25 protein-coding genes are annotated in these 23,998 nt (G+C 61.3%); 14 read left to right on the top strand and 11 right to left on the bottom strand.

The features are described 5' to 3' along the window. Window positions 1–12 precede the first annotated feature (12 nt). On the bottom strand, window positions 13–1,014 hold the full coding sequence (locus H147_RS0102175) for a GlxA family transcriptional regulator (RefSeq protein WP_019953696.1): 1,002 nt from the start codon (window positions 1,012–1,014) through the stop codon (window positions 13–15). A gap of 161 nt (window positions 1,015–1,175) precedes the next feature. Between H147_RS0102175 and H147_RS0102170 the strand changes: the two genes are divergently transcribed. Then, window positions 1,176–2,546, top strand: coding sequence for a class II 3-deoxy-7-phosphoheptulonate synthase (locus H147_RS0102170; protein ID WP_019953695.1), 1,371 nt, complete (start codon window positions 1,176–1,178; stop codon window positions 2,544–2,546). Here H147_RS0102170 and H147_RS0102165 read toward each other — a convergent pair whose 3' ends face one another. Next, entirely contained in the window at window positions 2,547–3,182 is a 636-nt protein-coding gene (locus H147_RS0102165) for a PAS domain-containing protein (RefSeq protein ID WP_043699297.1), read from the bottom strand. Between the two features lie 198 nt (window positions 3,183–3,380). On the opposite strand from H147_RS0102165, the gene H147_RS0102160 reads away from it, so the two are divergent. Genes H147_RS0102160 through H147_RS0102150 form a run of 3 tightly spaced genes read left to right on the top strand, consistent with a single transcriptional unit; the run spans window position 3,381 to window position 5,419 of the window. After that, entirely contained in the window at window positions 3,381–4,259 is an 879-nt protein-coding gene (locus tag H147_RS0102160; RefSeq protein ID WP_245541091.1) for a YicC/YloC family endoribonuclease, read from the top strand. Between the two features lie 3 nt (window positions 4,260–4,262). Then, window positions 4,263–4,901, top strand: coding sequence for a guanylate kinase (gene gmk / locus H147_RS0102155; RefSeq protein ID WP_019953692.1), 639 nt, complete (start codon window positions 4,263–4,265; stop codon window positions 4,899–4,901). Next, window positions 4,898–5,419, top strand: coding sequence for a gamma carbonic anhydrase family protein (locus tag H147_RS0102150; RefSeq protein ID WP_019953691.1), 522 nt, complete (start codon window positions 4,898–4,900; stop codon window positions 5,417–5,419). The genes gmk and H147_RS0102150 overlap by 4 nt, the downstream gene beginning before the upstream one ends. On the opposite strand, the gene H147_RS0102145 is transcribed toward H147_RS0102150, so the two are convergent. Beyond that, window positions 5,416–5,805 carry a hypothetical protein gene (locus H147_RS0102145; protein ID WP_019953690.1) on the bottom strand — a complete coding sequence of 130 codons (390 nt, stop codon included), beginning with the start codon at window positions 5,803–5,805 and terminating at the stop codon, window positions 5,416–5,418. The genes H147_RS0102150 and H147_RS0102145 overlap by 4 nt on opposite strands. 133 nt (window positions 5,806–5,938) lie before the next feature. Between H147_RS0102145 and H147_RS0102140 the strand changes: the two genes are divergently transcribed. Both H147_RS0102140 and phoU read left to right on the top strand, forming a co-directional pair. Then, window positions 5,939–6,988 (top strand): sensor histidine kinase, encoded by a 1,050-nt coding sequence (locus H147_RS0102140; RefSeq protein ID WP_019953689.1) that lies wholly within the window; start codon window positions 5,939–5,941, stop codon window positions 6,986–6,988. A 74-nt stretch (window positions 6,989–7,062) separates the two neighbouring features. Continuing rightward, window positions 7,063–7,770 carry a phosphate signaling complex protein PhoU gene (gene phoU, locus H147_RS0102135; RefSeq protein ID WP_019953688.1) on the top strand — a complete coding sequence of 236 codons (708 nt, stop codon included), beginning with the start codon at window positions 7,063–7,065 and terminating at the stop codon, window positions 7,768–7,770. 93 nt (window positions 7,771–7,863) lie between these two features. Here phoU and H147_RS20230 read toward each other — a convergent pair whose 3' ends face one another. Beyond that, the gene (locus H147_RS20230) at window positions 7,864–9,723 is read right to left on the bottom strand and encodes a glycosyltransferase family 2 protein (RefSeq protein ID WP_019953687.1); all 1,860 of its coding nucleotides are present in this window, start codon (window positions 9,721–9,723) and stop codon (window positions 7,864–7,866) included. Window positions 9,724–9,780: 57 nt separating this feature from the next. After that, complete coding sequence (locus H147_RS0102125) at window positions 9,781–10,428, bottom strand: class I SAM-dependent methyltransferase (protein ID WP_019953686.1); 648 nt, start codon at window positions 10,426–10,428, stop codon at window positions 9,781–9,783. A 160-nt stretch (window positions 10,429–10,588) separates the two neighbouring features. On the opposite strand from H147_RS0102125, the gene H147_RS0102120 reads away from it, so the two are divergent. Next, on the top strand, window positions 10,589–11,476 hold the full coding sequence (locus H147_RS0102120) for a hypothetical protein (RefSeq protein ID WP_019953685.1): 888 nt from the start codon (window positions 10,589–10,591) through the stop codon (window positions 11,474–11,476). On the opposite strand, the gene H147_RS0102115 is transcribed toward H147_RS0102120, so the two are convergent. Next, complete coding sequence (locus H147_RS0102115) at window positions 11,461–12,516, bottom strand: glycosyltransferase family 2 protein (RefSeq protein ID WP_110570894.1); 1,056 nt, start codon at window positions 12,514–12,516, stop codon at window positions 11,461–11,463. The genes H147_RS0102120 and H147_RS0102115 overlap by 16 nt on opposite strands. A 157-nt stretch (window positions 12,517–12,673) precedes the next feature. On the opposite strand from H147_RS0102115, the gene aroQ reads away from it, so the two are divergent. Further along, window positions 12,674–13,120, top strand: a complete 447-nt coding sequence (aroQ, locus tag H147_RS0102110; protein WP_019953683.1) for a type II 3-dehydroquinate dehydratase — start codon at window positions 12,674–12,676, stop codon at window positions 13,118–13,120. After that, on the top strand, window positions 13,117–13,872 hold the full coding sequence (locus H147_RS0102105; protein ID WP_019953682.1) for an autoinducer binding domain-containing protein: 756 nt from the start codon (window positions 13,117–13,119) through the stop codon (window positions 13,870–13,872). Before aroQ ends, H147_RS0102105 begins: the two co-directional genes overlap by 4 nt. Window positions 13,873–14,222: 350 nt before the next feature. On the opposite strand, the gene tsf is transcribed toward H147_RS0102105, so the two are convergent. Then, window positions 14,223–15,095: a translation elongation factor Ts gene (gene tsf, locus H147_RS0102100; protein WP_019953681.1), complete on the bottom strand. Its 873-nt coding sequence runs from the start codon at window positions 15,093–15,095 to the stop codon at window positions 14,223–14,225. 70 nt (window positions 15,096–15,165) lie between these two features. After that, complete coding sequence (gene rpsB, locus H147_RS0102095) at window positions 15,166–15,951, bottom strand: 30S ribosomal protein S2 (RefSeq protein ID WP_019953680.1); 786 nt, start codon at window positions 15,949–15,951, stop codon at window positions 15,166–15,168. A gap of 195 nt (window positions 15,952–16,146) precedes the next feature. Here rpsB and H147_RS0102090 point away from each other — a divergent pair, with 195 nt between their 5' ends. The 4 genes from H147_RS0102090 (at window position 16,147) to H147_RS0102075 (ending at window position 19,359) form a co-directional block, all read left to right on the top strand. After that, complete coding sequence (locus tag H147_RS0102090) at window positions 16,147–17,037, top strand: PfkB family carbohydrate kinase (protein WP_026352172.1); 891 nt, start codon at window positions 16,147–16,149, stop codon at window positions 17,035–17,037. Continuing rightward, window positions 17,034–17,942 (top strand): pseudouridine-5'-phosphate glycosidase, encoded by a 909-nt coding sequence (locus tag H147_RS0102085; RefSeq protein WP_019953678.1) that lies wholly within the window; start codon window positions 17,034–17,036, stop codon window positions 17,940–17,942. Before H147_RS0102090 ends, H147_RS0102085 begins: the two co-directional genes overlap by 4 nt. Before the next feature lie 81 nt (window positions 17,943–18,023). Continuing rightward, window positions 18,024–18,752 (top strand): DUF502 domain-containing protein, encoded by a 729-nt coding sequence (locus tag H147_RS0102080; protein WP_019953677.1) that lies wholly within the window; start codon window positions 18,024–18,026, stop codon window positions 18,750–18,752. Between the two features lie 4 nt (window positions 18,753–18,756). Further along, a complete protein-coding gene (locus tag H147_RS0102075; RefSeq protein ID WP_019953676.1) occupies window positions 18,757–19,359 on the top strand; it encodes a LysE/ArgO family amino acid transporter in 603 nt (200 codons plus the stop codon). Here H147_RS0102075 and H147_RS0102070 read toward each other — a convergent pair. Together H147_RS0102070 and H147_RS0102065 are read right to left on the bottom strand one after the other, a co-directional pair. Then, on the bottom strand, window positions 19,352–20,383 hold the full coding sequence (locus tag H147_RS0102070) for a patatin-like phospholipase family protein (protein WP_019953675.1): 1,032 nt from the start codon (window positions 20,381–20,383) through the stop codon (window positions 19,352–19,354). The genes H147_RS0102075 and H147_RS0102070 overlap by 8 nt on opposite strands. Beyond that, on the bottom strand, window positions 20,380–21,153 hold the full coding sequence (locus H147_RS0102065) for a 3-hydroxybutyrate dehydrogenase (RefSeq protein WP_019953674.1): 774 nt from the start codon (window positions 21,151–21,153) through the stop codon (window positions 20,380–20,382). Before H147_RS0102065 ends, H147_RS0102070 begins: the two co-directional genes overlap by 4 nt. 271 nt (window positions 21,154–21,424) lie before the next feature. On the opposite strand from H147_RS0102065, the gene H147_RS0102060 reads away from it, so the two are divergent. Next, window positions 21,425–23,239 carry an extracellular solute-binding protein gene (locus H147_RS0102060; protein WP_019953673.1) on the top strand — a complete coding sequence of 605 codons (1,815 nt, stop codon included), beginning with the start codon at window positions 21,425–21,427 and terminating at the stop codon, window positions 23,237–23,239. 79 nt (window positions 23,240–23,318) lie between these two features. Here the strand turns inward: H147_RS0102060 and H147_RS0102055 are convergent, their stop codons facing one another. Continuing rightward, the gene (locus H147_RS0102055) at window positions 23,319–23,942 is read right to left on the bottom strand and encodes a helix-turn-helix domain-containing protein (RefSeq protein ID WP_019953672.1); all 624 of its coding nucleotides are present in this window, start codon (window positions 23,940–23,942) and stop codon (window positions 23,319–23,321) included. Between the last annotated feature and the right edge of the window lie 56 nt (window positions 23,943–23,998).

Genomic DNA, 23,998 nt, shown 5'->3' with positions numbered 1-23,998 from the left:
GAAGCGATCCGGTCAGACCGACAGGCGTGCGGCATGGCTGCCGCGTTCGCGATAAGGCGTGGTGTCGTAATGCGACCGGTAGCATTTGGAAAAATGCGACGGTGACGCGAAACCGCAGGCAAGTGCGACGTTGATCACCGTCATATCGGTCTGCATCAGCAGGTTGCGCGCCTTTTGCAGGCGCAGTTCCATGTAGTACCGTTTCGGGCTGCGCGACAAATAGCGGCGGAACAAGCGTTCCAGCTGCCGCGTGGACATGCCGACATCGCGGGCGAGCACGGCAGGGCTGATCGGCTCTTCGATATTGTTTTCCATCAGTTGGATCACGCGACTTAGCTTGGGATGCCGCACGCCGATGCGCGTCGGGATCGACAGGCGCTGCGTGTCCTGATCGGTTCGGATCGAGGAATAGATCAGGATATCGGCGACCGCATTGGCCAGTTCCTCGCCATGGTGATCGGCGATCAGTTTCAGCATCAGGTCGATGGAGGCCGTCCCACCCGCCGTGGTGATCCGGTTGCCGTCCACCACGAACACCGATTTGGTCAGCGTGACCTCTTCGAATTCCTCGATGAAACTGTCCTGATTTTCCCAGTGGATCGTCGCGCGCTTGCCGTCCAGCAGGCCCGCCTTGGCCATCGCATAGCCTGCCGTGCACAGGCCTGCGACGGTCACACCGCGCCGGGCCTCGCGGCGCAGCCAGTTCAGCACGCGCTTGGTCGTGGCCTTTTGCACGTCGATCCCGCCGCACAGCATGATCGTGTCGTCACGGTCCAGTTCGATAAGGTCCGATTCCAGCTTGAACGCGCAGCCGTTGGAGCAGGTCGCCACCTCGCCGCCATCGCCGATGATGGTCCAGTCATACAGCGTCTTGCCCGCCGTCCGGTTCGCGATGCGCAGGCTTTCGACCGCACAGGCAAAGCAAAGCATGGTAAACTGGTCCATCAACACGAACACGAACCGGCGGGGTTTGCCGACTGGTCCGACGTCGATGATCTGGGGGGCTTGGCTCATAAAGTCTTACTCTGGGTCATGTATCGCAGAACCTCACCAGTTTTCGCCACCCCCGACAAGGGGCAAACGTCAATTCGGCAAGGACCGCACAGTTTCGGATTGGCCTTGCCTGCGGTGCAGGGTATACCGCCCAGCGTTACCGCAAAGGATGGAGCAAGACCATGACCGACTGGCAGAAAACGGACTGGCGCAAAAAGCCACGCATCCAGATGCCCGACTATACCGACGCCGCCGCGCTGTCGGCTGTCGAGGCGCGTCTGGCGAGCTATCCGCCGCTGGTTTTTGCAGGCGAGGCCCGCAAGCTGAAAAAGCAACTGGCCGCCGTCAGCCGCGGCGAGGCGTTTTTGCTGCAGGGCGGCGATTGCGCCGAAAGCTTTGCCGAATTTTCCGCCAACGGCATCCGCGACACGTTCAAGGTGCTGTTGCAGATGGCGATGGTGCTGACCTATGGCGCCAAGGTGCCGGTGGTCAAGGTCGGCCGCATGGCGGGCCAGATGGCGAAACCGCGATCCGCCCCGACCGAGACGTTCGACGGCGTGGAACTGCCCAGCTACCGCGGCGATATCATCAACGGGTTCGATTTCACGCCAGAGGCGCGCAACCCCGACCCCGACCGTATGTTGCAGGCGTACCTTCAGGCGGCGGCAACGTTGAACCTGCTGCGCGCTTTCTCCACAGGTGGTTTCGCCAATGTCCACGAGGTCCACAAATGGACGCTTGGCTTCACCGATGCCAACGAGGTCAAGAAATACTCCGACATGGCCAGCCGGATCAGCGACACGCTGGATTTCATGCAGGCGGCGGGGCTGTCGACGGAAACCAACCACGAATTGCAGACGGTGGATTTCTACACCAGCCACGAAGCCTTGCTGCTGGAATATGAAGAGGCTTTGTGCCGTCTCGATTCCACATCCGGCAAATGGCTGGCGGGATCGGGCCACATGATCTGGATCGGCGACCGCACCCGCCAGCCCGACGGCGCGCATGTGGAATTCTGCAAGGGCGTGCTGAACCCGATCGGGTTGAAATGCGGCCCGTCGATGACATCGGGGCATCTCAAGGCGCTGATGGCCTCGCTCAATCCCGACAACGAACCGGGCCGTCTGACGCTGATCGCGCGCTTTGGCGCAGGGCAGGTGGGCGAACATCTGCCACGGCTGATCCGCGCGGTGCAGGAAGAAGGCGCGAACGTCGTCTGGACCTGTGACGCGATGCACGGCAACACGATCAAGTCGTCTTCGGGCTACAAAACCCGCCCGTTCGAAAGCGTGCTGCGCGAGGTGAAAGAATTCTTCGCTATCCACAATGCCGAAGGAACGATCCCCGGCGGTGTGCATTTCGAGATGACGGGCGCGGACGTGACCGAATGCACCGGCGGCGTGCGCGCGGTCACGGACGAGGATCTGTCCGACCGCTATCACACCGCCTGCGATCCGCGCCTGAACGCGTCGCAATCGCTGGAACTGGCGTTTCTGGTGGCCGAGGAATTGTCGGCACGGCGCAACAAGCTGTCACAGGCCAAGGCCAGCTGATCAGCCGTTATCGACGACCAAGCGCAAGGCCGGGCGTTCTGCGTCCGGCCTTTGCATTTGCGCGGGGGCGGGTTGGCTGCTGGCCAGATTGATGGCAAGGCTGTCGATCCGCACCAGCCTGCCGGGTGCCAGATCGAAACGGCGTGGCCGGTTGCCGGTCATGCCTTCGCAGACCAGCGCGCCAAGAACGCGGCTTGTTGCGCCCTTTTCGTCGCGCAGGGGCAGCATCAGGATTGTGGCGGGCAGCGCTGGGCGGAACATCTGGCCTGCGGAAAGCAGGCTCGCCGCGACGATTGCCGGTTGGGTAAAGGCTGTTTCCACAAGGTCACGCAGGCTGTCGCGGCTGTCAGGCCCGAACAGGACGCTGATCGGCATGCCGCGCGCATCCATGCGCAACAGGTCGTGGATCTTTTGCCCCGCGACCCGCATCCGCGCAACACCCGGCGCGACCCGTTGCAAAATGAAGGCATGCGGCAGGGCGGCATCGATCATATGCGGTGCGACATCATTGCGCGCGGGGATGTGCCGGGCATGACGCAGCGAATGCCAGTAGTTTTCAAGACTGTGCAAAATGGGACAATCGGCACCGGGCAGGCCGTGTCGGCGCGCATCGGGACTGTCGTGATAGATGGACATGGAAACCTCGACCTTGTTGACATCGCCCCATTGGTGGGCGGACACTTGTTACACAGGTTCCACCCTACCGCGATTTACCCATGGATTCACTTAACAAAGTGTTAACGGGTTAATGGTGCGCGATCGCAGGGTTGCCCCAAGCCAAGGTTTTCCCGTAAGGGAACGGGACCAGCAAGAGGTGCCGCAATGATCCGTTCCATGACCGCTTTTGCCAGCCGCACAGGTGATCTGGGGGTGGTATCGTGGGTTTGGGACATGCGCGGGGTCAACGGGCGTGGGCTGGACTTGCGGTTGCGCCTGCCCGATGGTCTTGAAGGGTTGGAACAGGCGGTCAGGGCGCAGGCTATGGCGGGTCTGGCGCGTGGCAATGTCAGTGTCAATCTGCGGCTGACCCGCGACGAGGCGGGCAGCGGCGTGCAGGTGAACGCGGCGCAATTGACCGCCGTCCTGCAAGCGCTGGAAACCGTACAGGACCGCGCTTTTGCGATGGGGGTGACGCTGGCGCAACCGACGGCGGCGGATGTGCTGGCACAGCGCGGCGTCTTGGTTGGTGCGACGGCGGATGACGACAGCACCGCGTTGGTTGCCGCACTGACGCAGGATTTCAGCGCCCTTCTGGCCGATTTTCAACAGATGCGCGACGCCGAAGGTGCGGCGCTGCACCCTGTCATGACCGCACAACTGGCGCGGATCGCGGAACTGACCGATCTGGCCGCAGCGGCTGCGGCAGACCGCGCGCCACAGCAGCGCGCGGCGCTGGCGGCCGCCTTGGCCAAGGTGACAGACAGCGCCCCCGACGCCGACCCCGCCCGTATCGTACAGGAATTGGCGCTGATCGCCGTCAAATCCGACATCACCGAAGAAATTGACCGCCTCCGCGCCCATGTTGCTGCCGCGCAGACGCTTTTGGCGCAGGACGCGCCGGCGGGCCGCAAGCTCGATTTTCTGGCGCAGGAATTCAACCGCGAAGCCAACACCCTGTGTTCCAAGGCACAGTCCAGCGCGCTAACGGCGATCGGCCTTGATCTCAAGGCGGTGATCGAACAGATGCGCGAACAGATTCAGAATGTGGAGTAAGCCATGCAAAGGCGGGGCCTTTTGATCATCCTGTCCTCGCCTTCGGGTGCGGGGAAATCCACTTTGGCAGGCCGTTTGCGCAAATGGGACGAGACGTTGCGGTTTTCCGTTTCCGCCACCACACGCGCCCCGCGCGCAGGCGAGGTCGACGGACGCGAATACTACTTTGTCACCAAGGACGATTTTCAAGGCCAGGTCGCGGCGGGTGACATGCTGGAACATGCGCTGGTGTTCGGCAATTACTACGGATCGCCCAAAACCCCCGTGCAAGCCGCCATCGAGGACGGCCGCGATGTGCTGTTCGATATCGACTGGCAAGGCGCGCAGCAGATCAGCAATTCCAGCCTCAGCCCGCATGTGCTGTCGATCTTCATCCTGCCGCCGTCGATCCCCGAACTGCACCGCCGCTTGGTCACACGCGGGCAGGACGCGCCAGACGTGATCGAAAAGCGGATGCAGAAAAGCTGGGATGAAATCAGCCATTGGGACGGATATGATTACGTCCTGGTAAACGACGACATCGACGCGACAGAGGCCGCGCTGAAAACCATCATCAGCGCCGAACGCCTGCGCCGCAGTCAGCAGCCACAACTGGTGGATCATGTGCGCAGCCTGCAAGCCCAATTCGGAGAACTGACATGAGCCTTTACGCGCTTGGCGATCTGGAACCCGTGGTCGCGGATGATGCCTGGGTCGCACCCGGCTGTTTCGTGATCGGGCGGGTGGAACTGGCCGCGAAATCCTCGGTCTGGTTCGGCAGTACGCTGCGCGGCGATACCGAAATGATCCGGGTCGGCGAAGGGACCAATATTCAGGAAAATTCTGTGCTGCATACCGACATGGGCTATCCGTTGGTGATCGGTGCAGGCTGCACCATTGGTCACAAGGCGATGCTGCATGGCTGCACCATCGGGGCCAACAGCCTGATCGGCATGGGCGCGACCATTCTGAACGGGGCGGTCATTGGCGAAAATTGCCTGATCGGGGCAGGGGCGCTGGTGACCGAAGGCAAGGTGATCCCCGATGGATCGCTGGTCATGGGGACACCCGGCAAGGTTGTGCGCCAGCTTGACGCGGCGGCCATCGCTGCGCTGCAAGCCTCGGCGCTGCATTATCAGAAAAACGCGCTGCGGTTCCGCCAGAGCCTGCGTGCGATCTAAGGTGCTGCAATCCGCGGCAGCACCAGCAGGTCGAAATCAAGATTGGGTGCTGCGGCACGGATATCACGGCGGATGATCTCGGCATCGGGCAGGTCGTTGGCGACGACGCGGTACATCCCCCGAAATTGGACGGCCCCCAGTTTTTCGGCCACATCGAACGCGTCAAATCCGTCCGACACAAGCGGCGACAGCACCAGATCGGGGTCATATTGCAGGATCTTGATCGGATCGAGTTGGGCGATATCGACATAGACACATCCCGCAGGCACCCCGCGCAATTGTCCGCAGGCCTGCCACCGGGTCACGTCACCGACGACCAGCATTCTGACGTTGTTCACCTGCGCGAGGTCAGGGTCACTCTTCACCGTATCGCAGGTCGCGTTCATGTCATTCTACCCCGTAACCACACAACCGTGTATAGATGTAACATATTCAGCCAGAACGTGTAGTACAGACTGAGCCTGCGACATTTAGTCTTGCCTGCACCGGGCCAAGACCCCACTACACGGGACAAACCGCATGAAAGGTCTTGCCTTGTCCGACACCGTCCTGTCCCTGATCGCCGCTATTCCTTTGCCGGTGCTCGTCATTGGCTCGGACGACCGGATTCGCGCGATCAATCCTCCGCTCGAGGCGGTTCTGGGCCGTGATCTGATCGGCAAGCACCACATCACCGCCCTGCGGCAGCCCGTGGTCATCGACGCCATCGCACGGGCGCGGGCGCAGGGGGCGGCGGCCAGCGTCCGGTTCGTGTCGCGGGATCGTGACAAGGACACGCCGTATCTGGTGCATATCGCGCTGGCCGGACAAGACATTGTCCTGTCCTTCGAGGACCAGAGCGCCGCCGAAGACGTCGGCAAGATGCGGCGCGATTTTGTGGCCAATGTCAGCCATGAATTGCGCACGCCGCTGACGGCCTTGCTGGGTTTCATCGAAACGCTGGGCGGGGCGGCGCGTGACGACGCGAAAGCACGCGAAAGGTTTCTGGGGATCATGGCGCATGAAGCGGAGCGGATGACGCGGCTTGTCGATGATCTTTTGTCGTTGAGCCGCGTCGAAGAGGACGAGCGCGTGCGCCCGCGCGAACAGGTCGAATTATGCGGGCTTTTGGGATCGGTCATCAAGGGGCTGGAACCGCAGGCCGCCGCCGCCGATGTGACGGTCCGGCTTGTGCGTGACAGCGATACCTTGCAGGTCCCCGGCGATGCCGGGCAGTTGACGCAGGTCTTTGCCAACCTGATCGAGAACGCCATAAAATACGGGGCGTCCGGCAAGGAAATCGTTGTGACGCTGGAGGCGCCGGTCAATCACCTGCGTCTGCGCGGACAGGGTGTCCAGATCAGTGTCGCCGACAAGGGCGACGGGATCGCGTCGCATCATATCGCGCGGCTGACCGAACGATTTTACCGCGTGGATACGCACCGCTCGCGCGAGGTCGGCGGCACGGGGCTTGGCCTTGCCATCGTCAAGCATATCGTCAACCGCCACCGCGGCCGTCTGCTGATCGAAAGCGAACTGGGGCAGGGCACCAAAGTGTCGGTGTTTTTGCCGGTGGAGTCTTTGTCATAAAACATTTACCTGTCTGACACATAGGCAGGGCGTGGCCGTGCTAGGCCGCTGATCTGACCTGACAGGAGACCGCGATGAACGACCATATCTCTTCGGCATATGACCGTGATCTGGAGACGATCACGACATTGATCGTGAAGATGGGCGGGCTTGTCGAAGATGCAATCATGAAAGCCGCGCGGTCGCTGGCCGACCGCGATGTCGAACTCGCAGAAGAAGTCCGCAAGGGCGACAAGGCGATCGACGCGCTGGAAGAACAGATCAACGACGAAGCCGCACGCACCATTGCGTTGCGCGCGCCGGTGTCCAAGGACCTGCGCGCCATCCTGACCGTGCTGCGGTTGGCCGCGTCGCTGGAACGGATCGGCGATTATGCCAAGAACATCGCCAAGCGCACCAGCGTCCTTGTCGAAATGCCGCCGGTCAGCGGGTCCGACGCCGCCTTGCGCCGCATGGCCCGCGAGGTGGAGGCGATGCTGAAAGACACGCTCGACGCTTATGTGCGCGGCGACGCCGAACTGGCCGAGGATGTGCGCCAGCGCGATCAGGAGGTGGACCAGATGTACAACGCGCTGTTCCGCGAATTCCTCACCTTCATGATGGAAGACCCGCGCAACATCACGGCCTGCATGCATCTGCATTTCATGGCCAAGAACATCGAACGGATGGGCGATCTGACAACCAACATGGCCGAACAGGTGATCTATCTGGTTACCGGTGTCATGCCCGAAGAGGCGCGCCCGAAAGGCGACCGGACGTCCTATGTGTCCGATGCCAGGTAGGGTGTGACGCTGGCGCGTTCCACTTGGGATGCAAATGGCGCATAATCAGTATTATGTTAACTAGGAGCGATTGCGCTATTGGCGTCTTATCGCTTAATCATCTGTTTTTTCAAGCAGTTCCATTGCGATATGGCCATCCTCGACTGCCATGATCCGCCATGTCGCCGACGCCGCACCGACAAAGTTGTGTATCGCCTCGATGGTCCCGCGCCCGCGCGTATCCGCTGCGCGGTAGCTGTTCACCACGATCAGACCGGCGGGCTTCAGCTTGGGCGCAAGCTGGTCCAGCAATACCTGCGTCGCGCGGGGCTTGCGGGCACCGTTCACGAAACATACGTCCAACGTCGCATCATCCAGCAACCTGACGATCCATTGCGGCAAGGACCGGAATATCCGCAGTCGTCCGGTCTTTATCGCGACCTGGTGGCGCAGAACCGTCGCAAGATATACTGTGTCGAGCGCTTTGCGGCTGTCGTCGGTTTCAGGCGTGTCGACGACCATTTCCGTCGGGCGGATCCCCCACGGCTCGATCACGAAAAGCGTTTCGATTTCAAGACGTTGCAGCAGGTCATCAAGCACATCCCCGTCAGACGCGCCGACCAGCAGCCATGTTGTGCGGTTCTTGCCGGATATGCCATTCAGAAACCGCTGGCGCGCTTTGGATGACCGGATCGCCCGCGGCGTTCGATCGGGCTGTGGCGCGTCGACCGCAGCGATCACATCATCCGGCAAGGGCGGCAGAGCCGCAAAGGACGGTTTTTCGCTATGATAGGCCGCGACGATCTGCGTTGCGATCTCGCGGTCGCGCACCGTTTCAAGCGCATCCATATTGGCAAACCACGGCAGCCGCCCTGCCCCAAGCCGGACACGCATATCGTCCAGCCGCGCAAGCTGGCAGGCTTGTAGAAATGTCGCCGGATCAAAGTGTTGCCGGTTGATCGTCATCCGCGGATCGCTCAGCGCCTCATCGGCGAGCAGTGTTACCTTGGATGTCGAATAATTTGTATATTGTCTTGTAAAGTCAATGGCTTGTTGCGTCTTGTTCAATACCGTGATCCGCGCGCGGTGGATGGCGACGGCGCCGTCGTGCAATTGCGCCAATGTCGGATCGGCCCGTAGCCTGTCATATTGCGCCTGCCGACGGTCGCGGGTCCCAAGGATGGACAGGTCTTCGGCGACGTTCCAGCAATGCAATTGCCAGTACCTTTGCCCGGTCTCTTCCATCTTGCCGTGAAAGGATGTCGTGTTCACGTCCCCGCGCATCCGTTTGACAAGATAGGATTCGATGCTGCGCACCGCGTAATGGTTCATACGCGCGTTCGCTGTGCCAAAGCCGATGCCAGCATGGTTGAACATCCAGCCCTGAAAATCGAATCCCGGCATCGGCTGGCCGTCGCCATCGGTCCAGCGCACGCGCCCGGCGAACCGTGGCCGCAAGCGTTTGGGACGGTGGGTCGAGATTTCACGGTATTTGCGGTTCATGCGCACCAGCGACTTGATTGCGCGCACCTGCGGCGGCCAGATCTGGCGTTCGGCGGCGGCCATGGTCATCTGATCGGTAATAAAGCGATCTTCGAACCGGACGATCCCGTTGTGACCGAAAAGACGCCAGACGAGCGCGAAGACGTCGGTTCTGGGTGCCGTCGCGATCAGCGCGTCCACTGTCCGGTCGCCGACCTTGATATCGAGAAACTCATCCGCATCGCAGACCAGCACCCATTCGGCCTCGGCGAATTTGGGATGCGCCATCGCGTTCTGATAGGCGCTCGCCTGCGGGCCAAAAGCCCAGGGCCCCGGATTGTCGATATGGGTCACGATCCCAAGCTCTTGCAGGCGCTGCAGGATGAGGTCGGTGCCGTCGGAACAATCGTTGCTGTTGATGATGAAATGGTCGAAGCCAAGCGCAAGATAATGCGCGATCCATTCAAGGATGAACGGACCTTCGTCCTTCATTGTGGATACGATCAGACGCAAAAGACACCTATCACCGGCGGTTTCATGGTGTCAGGATCACGCGGTTTCTTCTGACGGATCAAGTACTTCAATCGCGATCTGTGCGCCGACGACAGCCCGGATGCGCAGATCGCGCGGATGCGCGCCCAGAAATTCGTTGATCGCGCGGATCACGCCGTCACCCCACCAGCCGCGCCGGTGGTAATCGTCAAACGCCATGATGCCACCGCGTTTCATCTTGGGGAAAAGTGCTGCCAGATCGGCGCTAACACCTTCGTAGGAATGGTCGCCATCGACATAGGCAAAGGAAATCGTCTGGTCTGCGAATTGCACCAGCGCGGGCACCGAAAAGTCGCGGATCATCGCCACCTGCCCCGAGGCGATCTGGCCCTCGAATTGCGCGACCACGCCGTCAAAGATCTTGTCCATCTTGGTCTTGCCGGTGCGGCCCACGAAGGCCTCGGAATGACTGTCATCCCCGATATGCGCCCAAGGGTCGATCAGGACCAGTTTTTCCGGGGCGATCAATTCGATGATAGTGGACGAAAATTCGCCTTGCCAGACGCCGATCTCGACCGCGATGCCGCCCTTGGGCAGTTTTTGCAGGAACTTGCGACGGACCGCATCTTTGGACATGCGGCGTGCCTTTTTCGGCGCTGCTTCGGAGGTGCCGCCGGGCAAAACGCCGATCACTTTGTTGGTCATCAAGCTCTCCGATATCGTCCACGTTCCTGTTGTCTTGCAGCCATATCATTTGTTGGTTGTTGAAGGAAAGCCCAGCTGCCATCAGGCTGTATTGTTCTGCGTTTACACGCAGACTGGCCTGTGGCATCGCACCTTCAGTCAGGTTTAATGCGAGCAGGTCATGGTACAACAGGAATATGCAATCGGTGCGTTGTGGATCGAGGGGCCGCTCAGCTATCTTGAACAACTGTGTCTCAAGTCATTTGTGGACAATGGCCACGCCGTCCGGCTGTATCACTACGGCCCGGTCGATAACGTACCCGATGGTGTCGAGCTTGCCGATGCCAACGCAATACTATCAGGAGAGCAATATCTGACCCACGGACCGACCGGGAGCTTTGCGCTGCATTCAGACCTGTTTCGCTACAAGATGCTTGAAAAAACCGACAAAATGATCTGGGCGGACACGGACGCCTATTGCGTCAAGCCTTTCGTGCCGGTCGACGGGCACCTTTATGGCTTCCAGTCGGAACGGAGCATCAATGGAGGTGTGCTGAGCTTTCCAAAGAGCAGCGAGGCGTTTCAGAAGATCCTGGATTTCACGGCGGATGAATATGCCGTTCCGACCTGGTACAAACCGAAATATGTTGACTGGCTTCGGGCCGAAAAAGCGGCTGGCCGACCGGTTCATGCAAGCCAGCAGCCTTGGGGCGTGTGGGGACCTGCGATTGTAACGCATTTCCTTAATGAGACGGGTGAGGCGAAGTATGCGCAACCACAAGAGGTCCTCTATCCGTTCGGGTTTGGCGATCGCCGTCTTATGGTCCGCAGACGATTGCCGAACGTCGGTGATTACATCACTGACAAGACTGTCTCGATCCATTTCTTTGGTCGCCGGATGCGGTCGCTTCTTGCTGCACGGTATGATGGCACGCCGCTGCGGACCAGCGTGATAGGCAGGTTGCTGACGCAGCACGGGATTGACCCATACAAAGCGCCGCTGCCGCGGATCCTTGCGCAGCAGCAGACTGAACGCGACGCGTCCGAGGATGATCAATCCGACGACTGAGGCACATTTGTTACCGGTGATTCTTGTTGGTCCCGCGATTCGCGAATGCGGCGGTCTTTCTTGACGACCGTCACGGGTTCCGACGCAGAAATCTTGCGGTACAGGTCGACATAGGCCTCGTCCTGCATCAGCTCCGCCAGTTTCGCCTTGTGCCAGCGGAACCCCTTGCGGTGCATCCGCGACAGCACGGGGTCGGCCCTGAACACGTCCAGCAGGCCCTGGGTCAAGGCCGCATAGCGGTGAATGGAGGTATCCTCGCAGCCGCCCCGGTTCCAGCGGTCCCAATAGCCTGTATCGAGGACGTGGCTTTGATGGTTCGCGCGCCCCCGATACCGTTTCAGCAGATAGGCCTGCGCGGACCGCACCGCATAATGATTGATCTGCGCGACATCCTGGCCAAAGGGCGGCTGCGCATGATTGCCGGCCTGCAGGTTGGAGTGTTGCAGCCCGCCCGGCAGCGCCCAGTTCAGCGCGGTGGCTTGGTCTTCGCGGACATGCGGATTGTGCATGCCGATCCGGTGATAGACATCCTTGTTGCGAAACAGCGATTTCACGAAACGCCGCCCCGCCCCGCCTTCCTCGAACGGGGGTTCGGCATCGGTGAATTGCTGTGTCACAAGGCTGTCGCGCAGGATCACGCGTTTGTTGAACGAAAAGATCCGCCAGGGCACCATGATCACGTCGACCGCATCGCCGCCGCTGGCCGCGATCAGCGCATCGACGGAATGGTCGCCGCAATGGATGTTGAGGAATTCATCGGCATCGGTGACATAAAGCCAATCCGCATTCTGCACGACGTCCAGCCGCTGGGCGCGCCGGATCGCGCTGCGATGCACACCGCCTGCGCCTTGCTTGTTGGGCCGGAAGGTCAGGTAGCCCAGTTCATCCAGCCGGGTCAGGATCGGGTTGGTGGTATCGGTGCAATCATTGGTCAGCACGACGATATGGTCGAATCCGATGACCAGATGATGCGCCACCCACTCAAGGATATAGGGCGCCTCGTTTTTCATTGTAGTGATGATGACTTTGGAATGCGTCACGATCTGTCGGTCTTTCCTGTCGGGCAGCGGCTGGCCAGCGCGGTCTAGCGCATTGCGGCGCGCCTATCCAGCGCCGCGTCATGTCCGACACGTATGGGTTGCGCGCGGGTCATCATTTCCATTTTGACCAATGCTGCAATGGTGTTACAGAGCCGTCATGAAACACGCCCTCCTGATCCTGAACGGCCCCAACCTGAACCTGCTCGGCACGCGCCAGCCAGAGGTTTACGGCCCCGTGACCTTGCAAGATATTGAAAACATGTGTGCCGCCAAAGCGGAAACGCTGGGTGTCACGATGGATTTCGTCCAGTCGAACCATGAAGGCGTGCTGATCGACAAATTGCATGCCGCGCGCGGGGTGCATGATGGAATCATCCTGAACGCGGGGGCCTATACCCATACATCGGTGGCGCTGATGGATGCGGTATCGTCGATCATGGTGCCGGTCGTGGAACTGCACCTGTCGAACATCCACGCCCGAGAGGCGTTTCGCCACACGTCCTATATCGCGCCGGTGGCGATCGGGCAGATCTGCGGTTTCGGCGCGGCGGGCTATCCCCTCGCGATGGAGGCGCTCGTCGGCTATCTCGGGACGCGTGAATGAAAGAGATACTGGCGCAACTGGACCGGCTGACGAACGCCGGCTCGGTCGAAGAATTGTGGGACATGCATGTCCGGCAAATGGCGACTTACGGTTTCGACCGGCTCATGTATGGCTTTACCCGCTACCGGACGACGCATTCGCTGGGCGATCCGCAGGATTGGGTGCTTTTGTCCACGCAGACGCCTGAATACATGAAGGTCTTTTTCGACGAAGGGCTGTATTATCACGCGCCGATGATCAAATGGGCGATGGCCAATGACGGGGCCTGCAGCTGGCGCTGGATGATGGAGATGCAGCGCATCGACAACCTGACGGCCAGTGAACGGCGGGTGATGGAATTCAACCGCGCCATGCAGGTGACTGCAGGCTATACGATCAGTTTCCGGTCGATCTCGGAGCGGACCAAGGGTGCCATTGCACTGACTGCGGCACCCGGCATGACACAGGACCAGGTCGAACAGGTCTGGGCGCAGCATGGCGACGCCATCATCGTGATGAACAACGTCATGCACCTGAAACTGCTGACGCTGCCGCATTCCGGCGAACGCCAGCTGACACGGCGGCAGCGCGAGGTACTGCAATGGGTCGGTGACGGCAAGACGACGCAGGATATCGCAGTTCTGCTCGGTCTGACGCCCGCCACGGTCGAAAAGCACCTGCGCCTTGCGCGGGAAGCGCTGGACGCCGCCACGACGGCGCAAGCCGTGCTGAAAGCCTCCTTCTATAACCAGATGTTTCTTGTCGAGGTCTGAAGCCGACGGCGTGAAGATCTGAAAAGGTCAGGTATACCTGACTTCACTGATGTGCATTTCACAGCTAGGCGTAATATTGCCCCAAGGGAAACGCAACCTTTGGGCTTGTGACAGGGTCCTGCATTTTCAGGGCGATGCTGTCCGGCCGGGTCACCCGGCCATCCCTGGTGTGGCGGATTTGGCCGCCACTACCGGAATAACGGTCAGAACTGGTTTCTTGTCCCGAGAATTGGACCGGTTCGGATCGTAGCGGCATCGCCTTGTCTTCCTGAGGCGGTGCCGTGCCTTTTACTGTCACAAACGCGAACGGCCCGCACTGAGGCGGGCCGTTGCCGTTCAATGTCAGCCGCTTAGCCTTTGAGCTTGGCGACTTCTGCGGCGAAATCCTCTTTCTCGACTTCGATGCCTTCGCCGACTTCGAGGCGGACATAGCCGGTGATCTCGACGCCAGCCTCGGTGGCGGCGGCAGCGACGGTCAGGTCGGGGTTCACCACGAACTGCTGGTTCAGCAAGGTGACTTCGGCCATGTATTTCTGCATACGGCCGACGATCATCTTTTCGATCACCGCATCAGGCTTGCCGGATTCGCGGGCGATGTCGATCTGGACCTGCTTTTCCTTCTCGACCATTGCCGGGTCAAGATCGGCCTCGGACAGGGCCGACGGGTTGGCGGCGGCGATATGCATCGCGACCTGACGGCCGAACGCCTCGTTGTCGCCGGTCATCGCGACCAGAACACCGATATTGCCCATGCCTGGGGCGGCAGCGTTGTGGACATAGGTCACGACCTGACCGCCCGTCAGCGTCGCCATGCGGCGCACAGACATGTTTTCACCGATCACGGCGACGGCGTCGGTCACGGCCTGTTCGACGGTCTTGCCGCCCATATCGGCGGCTTTCAAGGCGTCCACGTCACTGACGGTCAGCGCAACGGCGGCGATGCCGGAAACCATCTTCTGGAAATCGCTGTTCTTGGCGACGAAATCGGTTTCAGAATTCACTTCGACGGCGATGCCCTTGCCACCGGACACGGCCACGGCGACCAGACCTTCGGCGGCGGTGCGACCGGCCTTCTTGGCGGCTTTCGCAAGGCCCTTGGTGCGCAGCCAGTCAACGGCGGCTTCCATGTTGCCATCGGTTTCGGTCAGCGCCTTCTTGGCGTCCATCATGCCTGCGCCAGTGCTGTCGCGCAGGTCTTTCACCATTGCAGCGGTGATTGCCATGTAACTTCTCCTTGAAAGGGAATGGGTCGGGAGGGGCATAGTGCCCCTGCCCTAAACTTTTGTGACGCGATCAGGCGCTGGTGGATTCCGAAGCGGTCGCGGCTTCCTGGGCCAGCGTTTCTTCGGCGTAATCGTCCATCGCACCCATATCGACGCCAGCGGCACCCAGCTGCGCCGTCATGCCGTCAAGCGCCGCGCGGGCGGCCAGATCGGTGTAAAGTGCTATGGCGCGCGCCGCGTCATCGTTGCCGGGGATGACATAGTCGATGCCGGCGGGCGAACAATTGGTGTCGACCACGGCCACGACGGGAATGCCCAGCTTGTTGGCTTCGGCGATGGCGAGGTCTTCCTTGTTGACGTCGATGACGAACAACAGGTCAGGCACGCCGCCCATTTCGCGGATACCGCCAAGCGATGCCTGCAATTTGCCCTGCTCGCGTTCCATGCCAAGACGTTCTTTCTTCGTCAGGCCTGCAAAGCCGTTGGCCGATGCTTCGTCAATGGCCTTGAGACGGCTGATCGACTGCGACACGGTCTGCCAGTTGGTCAGCGTGCCACCGAGCCAGCGGTGGTTCATGTAGAACTGTGCGGATTTTTCCGCCGCTTCCATGATCGGGGTCTGCGCCTGACGCTTGGTGCCGACGAACAGCACGCGGCCGCCCTTGGCGACGGTGTCACGGATGACCTGCAGCGCGCGGTCCAGCAGAGGAACGGTCTGCGTCAGGTCCATGATGTGGATGCCGTTGCGCGATCCGTAGATGTATTGACCCATCTTGGGGTTCCAGCGCGCGGTCTGGTGGCCAAAGTGAACGCCAGCTTCCAAAAGCTGACGCATGTTGAACTCTGGAAGAGCCATGGTCGTTTCCTTTTCCGGTTTAGCCTCAGCGGGGGATCAGGCGTTCGCCCAACCGGTGGATGGCTTGGGATTTCTCCCCAAGACACCCGCCCCCGCTTGCGGGATGAAGTGCACGTCCCTTACCCGCCCTTTTCGGCCTGTGCAAGCGCATTCAGCGCCCTTGCGCAGCGCGGGACTTCGCGGCAGAACCGCGCCATGACGCAGCAACCTGACATTCTTTGTATCGGATCGGTCCTGTGGGACGTGATCGGGCGTGCGCCCAGCCATATGCGCGTGGGGTCTGACGTGCCGGGCCGGATCACCCGCCTGCCCGGCGGTGTCGCCATGAATATCGCGATGACCTTGCGCCGCTTCGGGATGGTGCCTGCCCTGCTGACCAATGTGGGCCGCGATGCCGAAGGTGACGCGCTGATTGCTGCGGCGACCGGCATGGGGCTGGTCTGTGACCATGTCTACCGGTCCGAGGACCTGCCCACCGATGTCTATATGGCCATCGAAGGCGCCAATGGATTGATCGCCGCCATCGCCGATGCCCATTCGCTGGAGGCTGCGGGCGAGAAGATCCTGCGCCCGTTGGCCAGCGGCGATCTGGGGTCGGTGGATGCACCGTGGTCGGGGCCTGTGGCGCTGGACGGGAACCTGACGGTGGAATTGTTGCGCGAGATCGCCACCTCGCCCTTGTTCCGCAACGCCGATCTGCGCGTGGCCCCCGCCTCGCCGGGCAAGGCGGAACGGCTGCTGGCGCTGCTGGGCCATCCGTCCGCCACGCTTTACGTCAACCTCGAAGAGGCTGGACTGTTGTGCCAGACCGAATTCGCGTCGTCGGCGGATGCGGCGGCGGGGCTGATCGCGCGCGGCGCGCGGCGCGTGCTGGTCACGGATGGCGGCAAATCCGCGTCCGAGGCGACAGGCTCCGACATCATCACCCGCGTGCCGCCCGCCGTCATGGTCACGCGCGTGACCGGCGCGGGCGATACGTTCATGGCCGCGCATATCGCATCCGAAACGCAGGGCATGGCGCGCGAGGACGCCCTTGCCCGCGCCTGTCAGGCCGCCGCCACCTATGTTTCAGGAGAGATTCCATGACCATCCCCCTTACCTATTCCGCCAAGGTGGCCGAGGCGCTGGCCAAGGGCCATGCCGTGGTCGCGCTGGAAAGTACGATCATCACGCATGGGATGCCCTTTCCGCAGAACGTGGAAACCGCGCGGCTGGTCGAACAGGATGTGCGTAACGCAGGTGCCGTGCCTGCAACCATCGCCGTGATGGGTGGGCGGCTTCATATCGGGCTGGAGGCCGCCGCACTCGACGCGCTTGGTCAGGCGCAGAATGTCGCCAAACTGTCGCGCGCCGATCTGGCCGCCTGTATCGCCACGGGCGGCACGGGGGCCACGACGGTCGCTGCAACCATGATCGCAGCACATCTGGCGGGCATCCATGTTTTCGCCACGGGCGGCATCGGCGGCGTGCATCGCGGCGCGGAAACCAGTTTCGACATTTCCGCCGATCTGCAGGAACTGGCGCTGACGCCGGTGACGGTGGTAGCAGCAGGTGCAAAGGCGATCCTCGATCTGCCCAAGACGTTCGAAGTCCTTGAAACGCTCGGCGTGCCGGTCATTGTCTACGGGCAAGACAGCATCCCCGCGTTCTGGTCGGCCACATCGGACATGGTCGCCCCTTTGCGGATGAACGATCCCGCCAGCATCGCCGCAAGCCACAAGATGCGCGGTGCGATGGGGCTTGCGGGTGGCCAACTGGTCACGAACCCGATCCCTTTGGGCGACGAAATTCCCGCCACCACCCTTGCCCCGATCATTGCCAAGGCGCTGGCTGAGGCCGAGGCGCACAAGATCAGCGCCAAGGCGGTCACACCCTTTCTGCTCGACCGGATTTTCGCGCTGACCGACGGCCGGTCGCTGACCGCCAATATCGCGTTGGTGCGCAACAATGCGCGGCTGGCAGCCGAAATCGCGCGGGCGATGCTGAAATAAACTCTGGGCGGGCGGTACAGTGGCTTGCCGCTGCGCGTCGCTGTCCTTAGGTATGGGGCGTAGTTTTCCCCGGATGCCCCGATGCCTGACCCGCTGTCCATCGACCCCAAACGCCGTAGTTCTCGCGGGATCATCGCGCGTCTGCGCGGTAACTTCCTCGCCGGTCTGGTCATCATTGCGCCGATCGGTCTGACGCTCTGGCTGATCTGGACCGTCGTGGGCTGGGTCGATAGCTGGGTCTGGCCCTTCGTGCCGAATTATTACCACCCCGAGCCACTGATCAATCGCCTGCTGGGGCGCACGCCGGGCAATGAAATCACGGTCAATGTGCGTGGCGTCGGCGTCGTGATCTTCCTGATCTTTACCATTATCGTCGGCTGGCTGGGCAAGGGGCTGATCGGGCGGTCGTTCCTTGGGATCAGCGAAAGGTTCGTCGACCGGATGCCGGTCGTGCGGTCTGTCTACAATGCCGCCAAACAAATCGCAGAAACGGTGTTTTCCCAGCGCGAGACGTCGTTCGACAAGGCGTGTCTGGTGGAATATCCGCGCAACGGCATCTGGGCCATTGCCTTTGTGTCGACCGATGCGAAGGGCGAAATCAACGCCAAGCTGGTCGATGGCGAGGTGATCGTTACCGTCTTCCTGCCGACCACGCCGAACCCGACATCGGGCTTTCTTTTGTTCCTGCCGCGGCGCGACATCATCGAGCTTGACATGAGCGTCGAAGACGCCGCGAAACTCGTGATTTCGGCAGGGCTTGTCTATCCCAACAACAAAGCCGTGGCCGAACTGCCCGAAGCTGCGGAATGACGCGTTGCTGACCGCGGGTGTCACCGGCTTTGCAACAGGCTTTGCGTTGATCCTTGCGATCGGGGCACAGAATGCCTTTGTGCTGCGTCAAGGGCTGGCGCGGCAGCATGTGTTCTGGCTTTGCCTGCTGTGTGCGACGTCGGATGCGGTGCTGATCACGGCCGGCGTGCTGGGGTTCAGCTATCTTGTCACGCTTTATCCTGCCTTTCCGCAGATCATGGCCCTGGGCGGCGCGGCCTTTCTGTTCATCTACGGCGCCCTGCGGTTTCTGGCCGCCTACAAGGGCGATTACGCGATGCAGATCGCGGGCACTTCGGGCAGCCTGTGGCGCGTGCTGGCGACGGGGGCGGCGTTCACCTGGCTGAACCCGCATGTCTATCTGGACACGCTGGGGCTGGTCGGCGCGGTCTCGACCCAGTTTACCGACGGCGCGTTGAAGACGGCCTTTGGCGTTGGGGCTGTGTTGGCGTCTTATACATTCTTTTTCAGCCTGGGCTATGGCGCGCGGCTGCTGGCGCCCGTCATGCAATCGGCGCGGGCGTGGCGACGGCTTGACGTGTTGATCGGGCTGGTGATGTGGGCGCTGGCGATCAAACTGGTCAGTTGAACATCGTTTCCAGATCGACTGTGCTCTTGACGTTCAGATCGGATTTGTGGGCCTTGAGGAATGCATCCGCCGCCGCCTGCCCCGCCTCTTTCAGCCGCGCAATGACGATGGCCTGGGGGATCGTCTTGGTCGCGACGTTCAATTCGTTCATCAACACATCATCGGCGATCATGTGAACGATCACGTTCTTCATCGTCCCTTCGGGCATCGTGCCGCCCGCGATCAGCCGTTTGACAAAGGCGATGGCGCGCAATTCGCGCAGCAAGGACGAATTGAAGCTGATCTCGTTGATCCGGTTCTGAATCGCCTGCACATCTGTCGGCAATTCCTCGCGGCGCAGCGGGTTGATGTTCACAACCAGAATATCGTCCGGCAAGTCTTTGGCGAACAAAGGATAAAGTGCTGGGTTCCCGCTATAGCGACCATCCCAATAGGCCTCTGACTTGCCGGTGCGGGGGTCGGTGAATTCCACCGCCTGAAACAATGTCGGCAGGCAGGCCGACGCCATGATCGCATTGGACGAAATCTCGTCGCCGGTGAACACGCGGATCTTGCCGCTGCGCACATTGGTCGCGCAGATATGCAGCGCCGGCCCCCCGCTGGCGCAGACCGCGTCATATTCGAACTGCGCGACGATATCTTCCAGCGGGTTGCGGAACATCGGCCCATAGACATAAGGCGACATCATCCGCGTCGTCATGTCCATCATCGCATAGCCGGGTGAATATTTCATTGCCTTGGCCAGGACTCCCGCCGATGGGGTCAGCGACGACACCCAATCCGACAGCCAGTCATGGGTCACGCCCGCGACCTGCCCCCAGAGCCAGTCAAGGTTTTCGCGCGCCCCTGTGCGCCCGTCGCGCACCCAGCCCGATTTCAGCGCCGCCGCATTCAGCGCCCCCGCCGAAGTGGCCGAAATCGCGGCGATTTCGATATCCTCGTCCTGCAACAGGCGGTCTAGAACACCCCAGGTGAACGCGCCATGCGCGCCGCCACCCTGCAAAGCAAGGTTGATCCGCTTCATTGCGCGGTCCAGCCGCCATCGACGCTGATCGTCGTGCCGGTGATCTGCGCGGCCGCATCCGAACACAGGAACACGGCCGTGCCGCCCAATTCCTCGACCGTGGCGAACGCCTTTGACGGCTGGCGGGCGAGCATGACCTTCTCGATCACTTCTTCGCGCGACATGCCGTATTCCTTCATCGTGTCGGGAATCTGCGCCTCGACTAGCGGGGTCAGCACATAGCCCGGACAGATCGCGTTGCAGGTGATCGGATCGCGCGCGGTTTCCAGCCCTACGGTCTTGGTCAGCCCGACGATCCCGTGCTTGGCGGCAACATAGGCGGATTTATAGGGCGAGGCTGTCAGACCATGCGCCGAGGCCACGTTGATGATCCGCCCCCAGCCGCGTTCGCGCATGCCCGTGACAGCGGCGGCCGTGGTGTGGAACGCCGAGGACAGGTTGATCGCGAGGATCGCATCCCATTTCTTGGGGTCGAAATCCTGGATCGGGGACACATGCTGGATGCCCGCATTGTTCACCAGGATATCACAGCCGCCCGCGGCCACGATCAGGCGGCGGCACTCTTCGCCCTTGGACATGTCGGCCTGGATATACCGCGCCTCGACCCCTGTCACAGCCGCGATTTCGGCGGCGCGGGCGTGGTCATCCTCGGTGTCGCTGAAGGAATTGAGAACGACATTCGCCCCCGCCTTGGCGAGTTCGCGCGCGATGCCAAGCCCGATCCCCGATGTGGACCCCGTGATGACGGCGGTTTTTCCTTGCAGGCTCATGTGGTGGTCTCCGGAAGTTGCGGTTGCGACTCACCTTACATGCTGCACCTGCAAAGGTCACCAGCGGTGCTGCGAAGCCAATAAAAAAACGCCCGCACAAGGCGGGCGTGAAGTTATTGAGGCAGGTTTCATACAGGCAAGAAACCTATCGAGCAGTGACGCCGTTATAAGCAATTCCCTGCCCGGCTCCAAGCTAAAAGTTTGAAAATGCTCAAAACCATCTTTACGGTGAGGGCAGGCAAATCACTGACGCATAGGGAACATCACGAAAATGGCATTTCATTTCGGCCGCCTCATCGTGGCATGTCGCACGGCCATCGCGATCATCGCGATCGGCAGCATGGCTTTTGCCGAACCCCAGCATGGCATAGCTATGTATGGCGACCCCGCTCTTCCACCCGATTTTGTGTCCCTGCCCTACGCAAACCCCGATGCGCCCAAAGGCGGCCGGATCGTCACATCAGAGGTCGGCGGCTTTGACAGTCTCAATCCGTTCATCCGCAAAGGCACAGTGTCATGGCAGCTGCGCTATTTCGTCGGCGAAAGCCTGATGGCGCGGTCGCTGGACGAACCTTTCACCCTTTACGGGTTGCTGGCCGAATCGGTCGAAACCGGACCAGACCGCGAATGGGTCGAATTCACCCTGCGGCCCGAGGCGCGCTTTTCCGACGGCAGCCCCGTCACGGTCGCGGATGTGATCTGGTCGTTCGAGACTTTGGGCACCATCGGCCACCCCCGCTATCTGGGGTTCTGGACCCGCGTGGCCAGCATCGAACAGACCGGCGAGCGGTCGGTCCGCCTGACCTTCAACGTGGCCGACCGTGAACTGGCGCTGTTGGCGGGCTTGCGCCCGATCCTGAAAAAGGCGCAATGGGAAGGTGTGGATTTCGCCGAAAGCACGCTTGACGTCGTGCCCATCACGTCCGCGCCTTATGTGATCGACGATTTCGAGGCCGGGCGCTTTATCTCACTGCGGCGCAACCCCGACTATTGGGGCGTCAATGTGCCGTTCCAGCGCGGCCAGCACAATTTCGACGAGGTGCGGATCGAATTTTTCGGTGACGAAACCGCCGCTTTCGAGGCCTTCAAGACGCTCGAAGTGACAACCAACCGCGAATTCAATGTGGCGCGCTGGGAAGGACAGTATGATTTCCCCGCGGTTCGGAATGGCGATATCACCTTGTCGGTGCTGGGCCATGAACGCCCCTCCGGCATGACCGGTTTCGTGATGAACACGCGGCGCGCGCAATTCGCGGACTGGCGGGTGCGGGATGCGCTGATCCATGCGTTCAATTTCGAATTCATCAACGACGCGATGACCGGCGGCGCGCAGCCGCGGATCACTTCCTATTGGTCGAACTCGCCGCTGGGGATGGACCACGGCCCTGCGACGGCGCGTGTTGCGGAATTTCTGGAACCCTTCGCCGCGGACCTGATCCCCGGCACGATCGAAGGCTACAGCCTGCCCGTCGGTGACGGCACCGAACGCAACCGTGCCGGCACCGCTGCCGCCCTTGATCTGATGTCCGAGGCCGGCTGGAATGTGCAGGACGGCGTGTTGCGCAATGACGCCGGCGAGGCCTTCACCTTCGAGATCCTGCTTGAACAGGGAAGTTCCGAAAATCAGGCGATCATCGACATCTATGCGCAGGCGCTCGGCCGGATCGGGATCACACCCAGCGTGGCACTGGCCGATGGGGCGCAATACAAGGAACGCACCGACGCCTATGATTTCGATATGACCTATTACCGGGTCGGCCTGTCGTTGTCGCCCGGTAACGAGCAGTTCAACTATTTCGGCGCAGCCTCTGCCGACCAGCCCGGCGGGCGCAATGTGATGGGTGTGCAATCGCCTGCCGTGGACGCGATGATCGACAGGCTGCTGACATCCGAAAGCCAGCAAGATTTCATCGCCGCCGTGCAGGCGCTCGACCGGATTCTGACGGCGGGGCGCTATGTGATCCCGATCTACCAATGGAACATCAGCCGCATCGCCCATGCCAGTGATCTGCGCTTCCCCGAACAATTGCCGATCTTCGGCGATTGGCCCGGCTGGCAGCCTGACGTCTGGTGGTACGAGGAATAACGCAGAAAGGCCCGGATCACCCCGGGCCTTTTCAACTTCTTATTTCTCCAAATACTCCCCGCGCGGAGCGCTTGAAAGTTCAGGAAAGCGACGTCACCCACAGGATCGTCGCATCCTCCGGGCTGATCGACACGACATTGTGGCCCATCGCGGCGTCGTAATAGGCGCTGTCCCCACGTTTGAGCGCGATGGGTTCGTAAAACTCGGTGTAAAGCCGCACCTGCCCCGTCAGCACATACAGAAATTCCTCGCCGTCATGGCGCACCCAGCCGTCGAATTCCTCCATGCTGCGGGCCCGGACGCGGGCGCGGTAGGGCAGCATCTTTTTTGAAGTCAGCGAGTCGGCCAGCAGCGCGTGTTCATATGTCGTCGTGATCTGTACGGCCTCGTCCCCGCCGCGCGTCACGGCCATACGGCCGTTGACCTGCCCTTTGGATGGCGGCGTGAACAGTTGCGGCACCGAGATGTCCAACCCCACGGCCAGCTTTTTCAGCGCGTCATAGGTGGGTGACATCTGCCCGTTCTCGATCTTGGACAGGGTGGACCGCGCCAGCCCCGCCTGCCGCGCCGCCTGTTCCAGCGTCCAGTCACGGGCCTTGCGCAATTCGCGCACCCGCGCGCCGAGATCCAGCGGCTGCGCCACGCTGGCGGAGCCGTTTTCATGCGCGATGCGGATCAGGTTTTTCGGGTCGATATCGGACATGGCATTTCTTTAAGCAGGCCCGCGTGATCTTGCAACTGACAGAGGGTGCCGATACC

The organism is Yoonia vestfoldensis DSM 16212, assembly GCF_000382265.1.
GTDB lineage: Bacteria > Pseudomonadota > Alphaproteobacteria > Rhodobacterales > Rhodobacteraceae > Yoonia > Yoonia vestfoldensis.
This window is presented reverse-complemented; position numbering and strand designations above follow the sequence as displayed.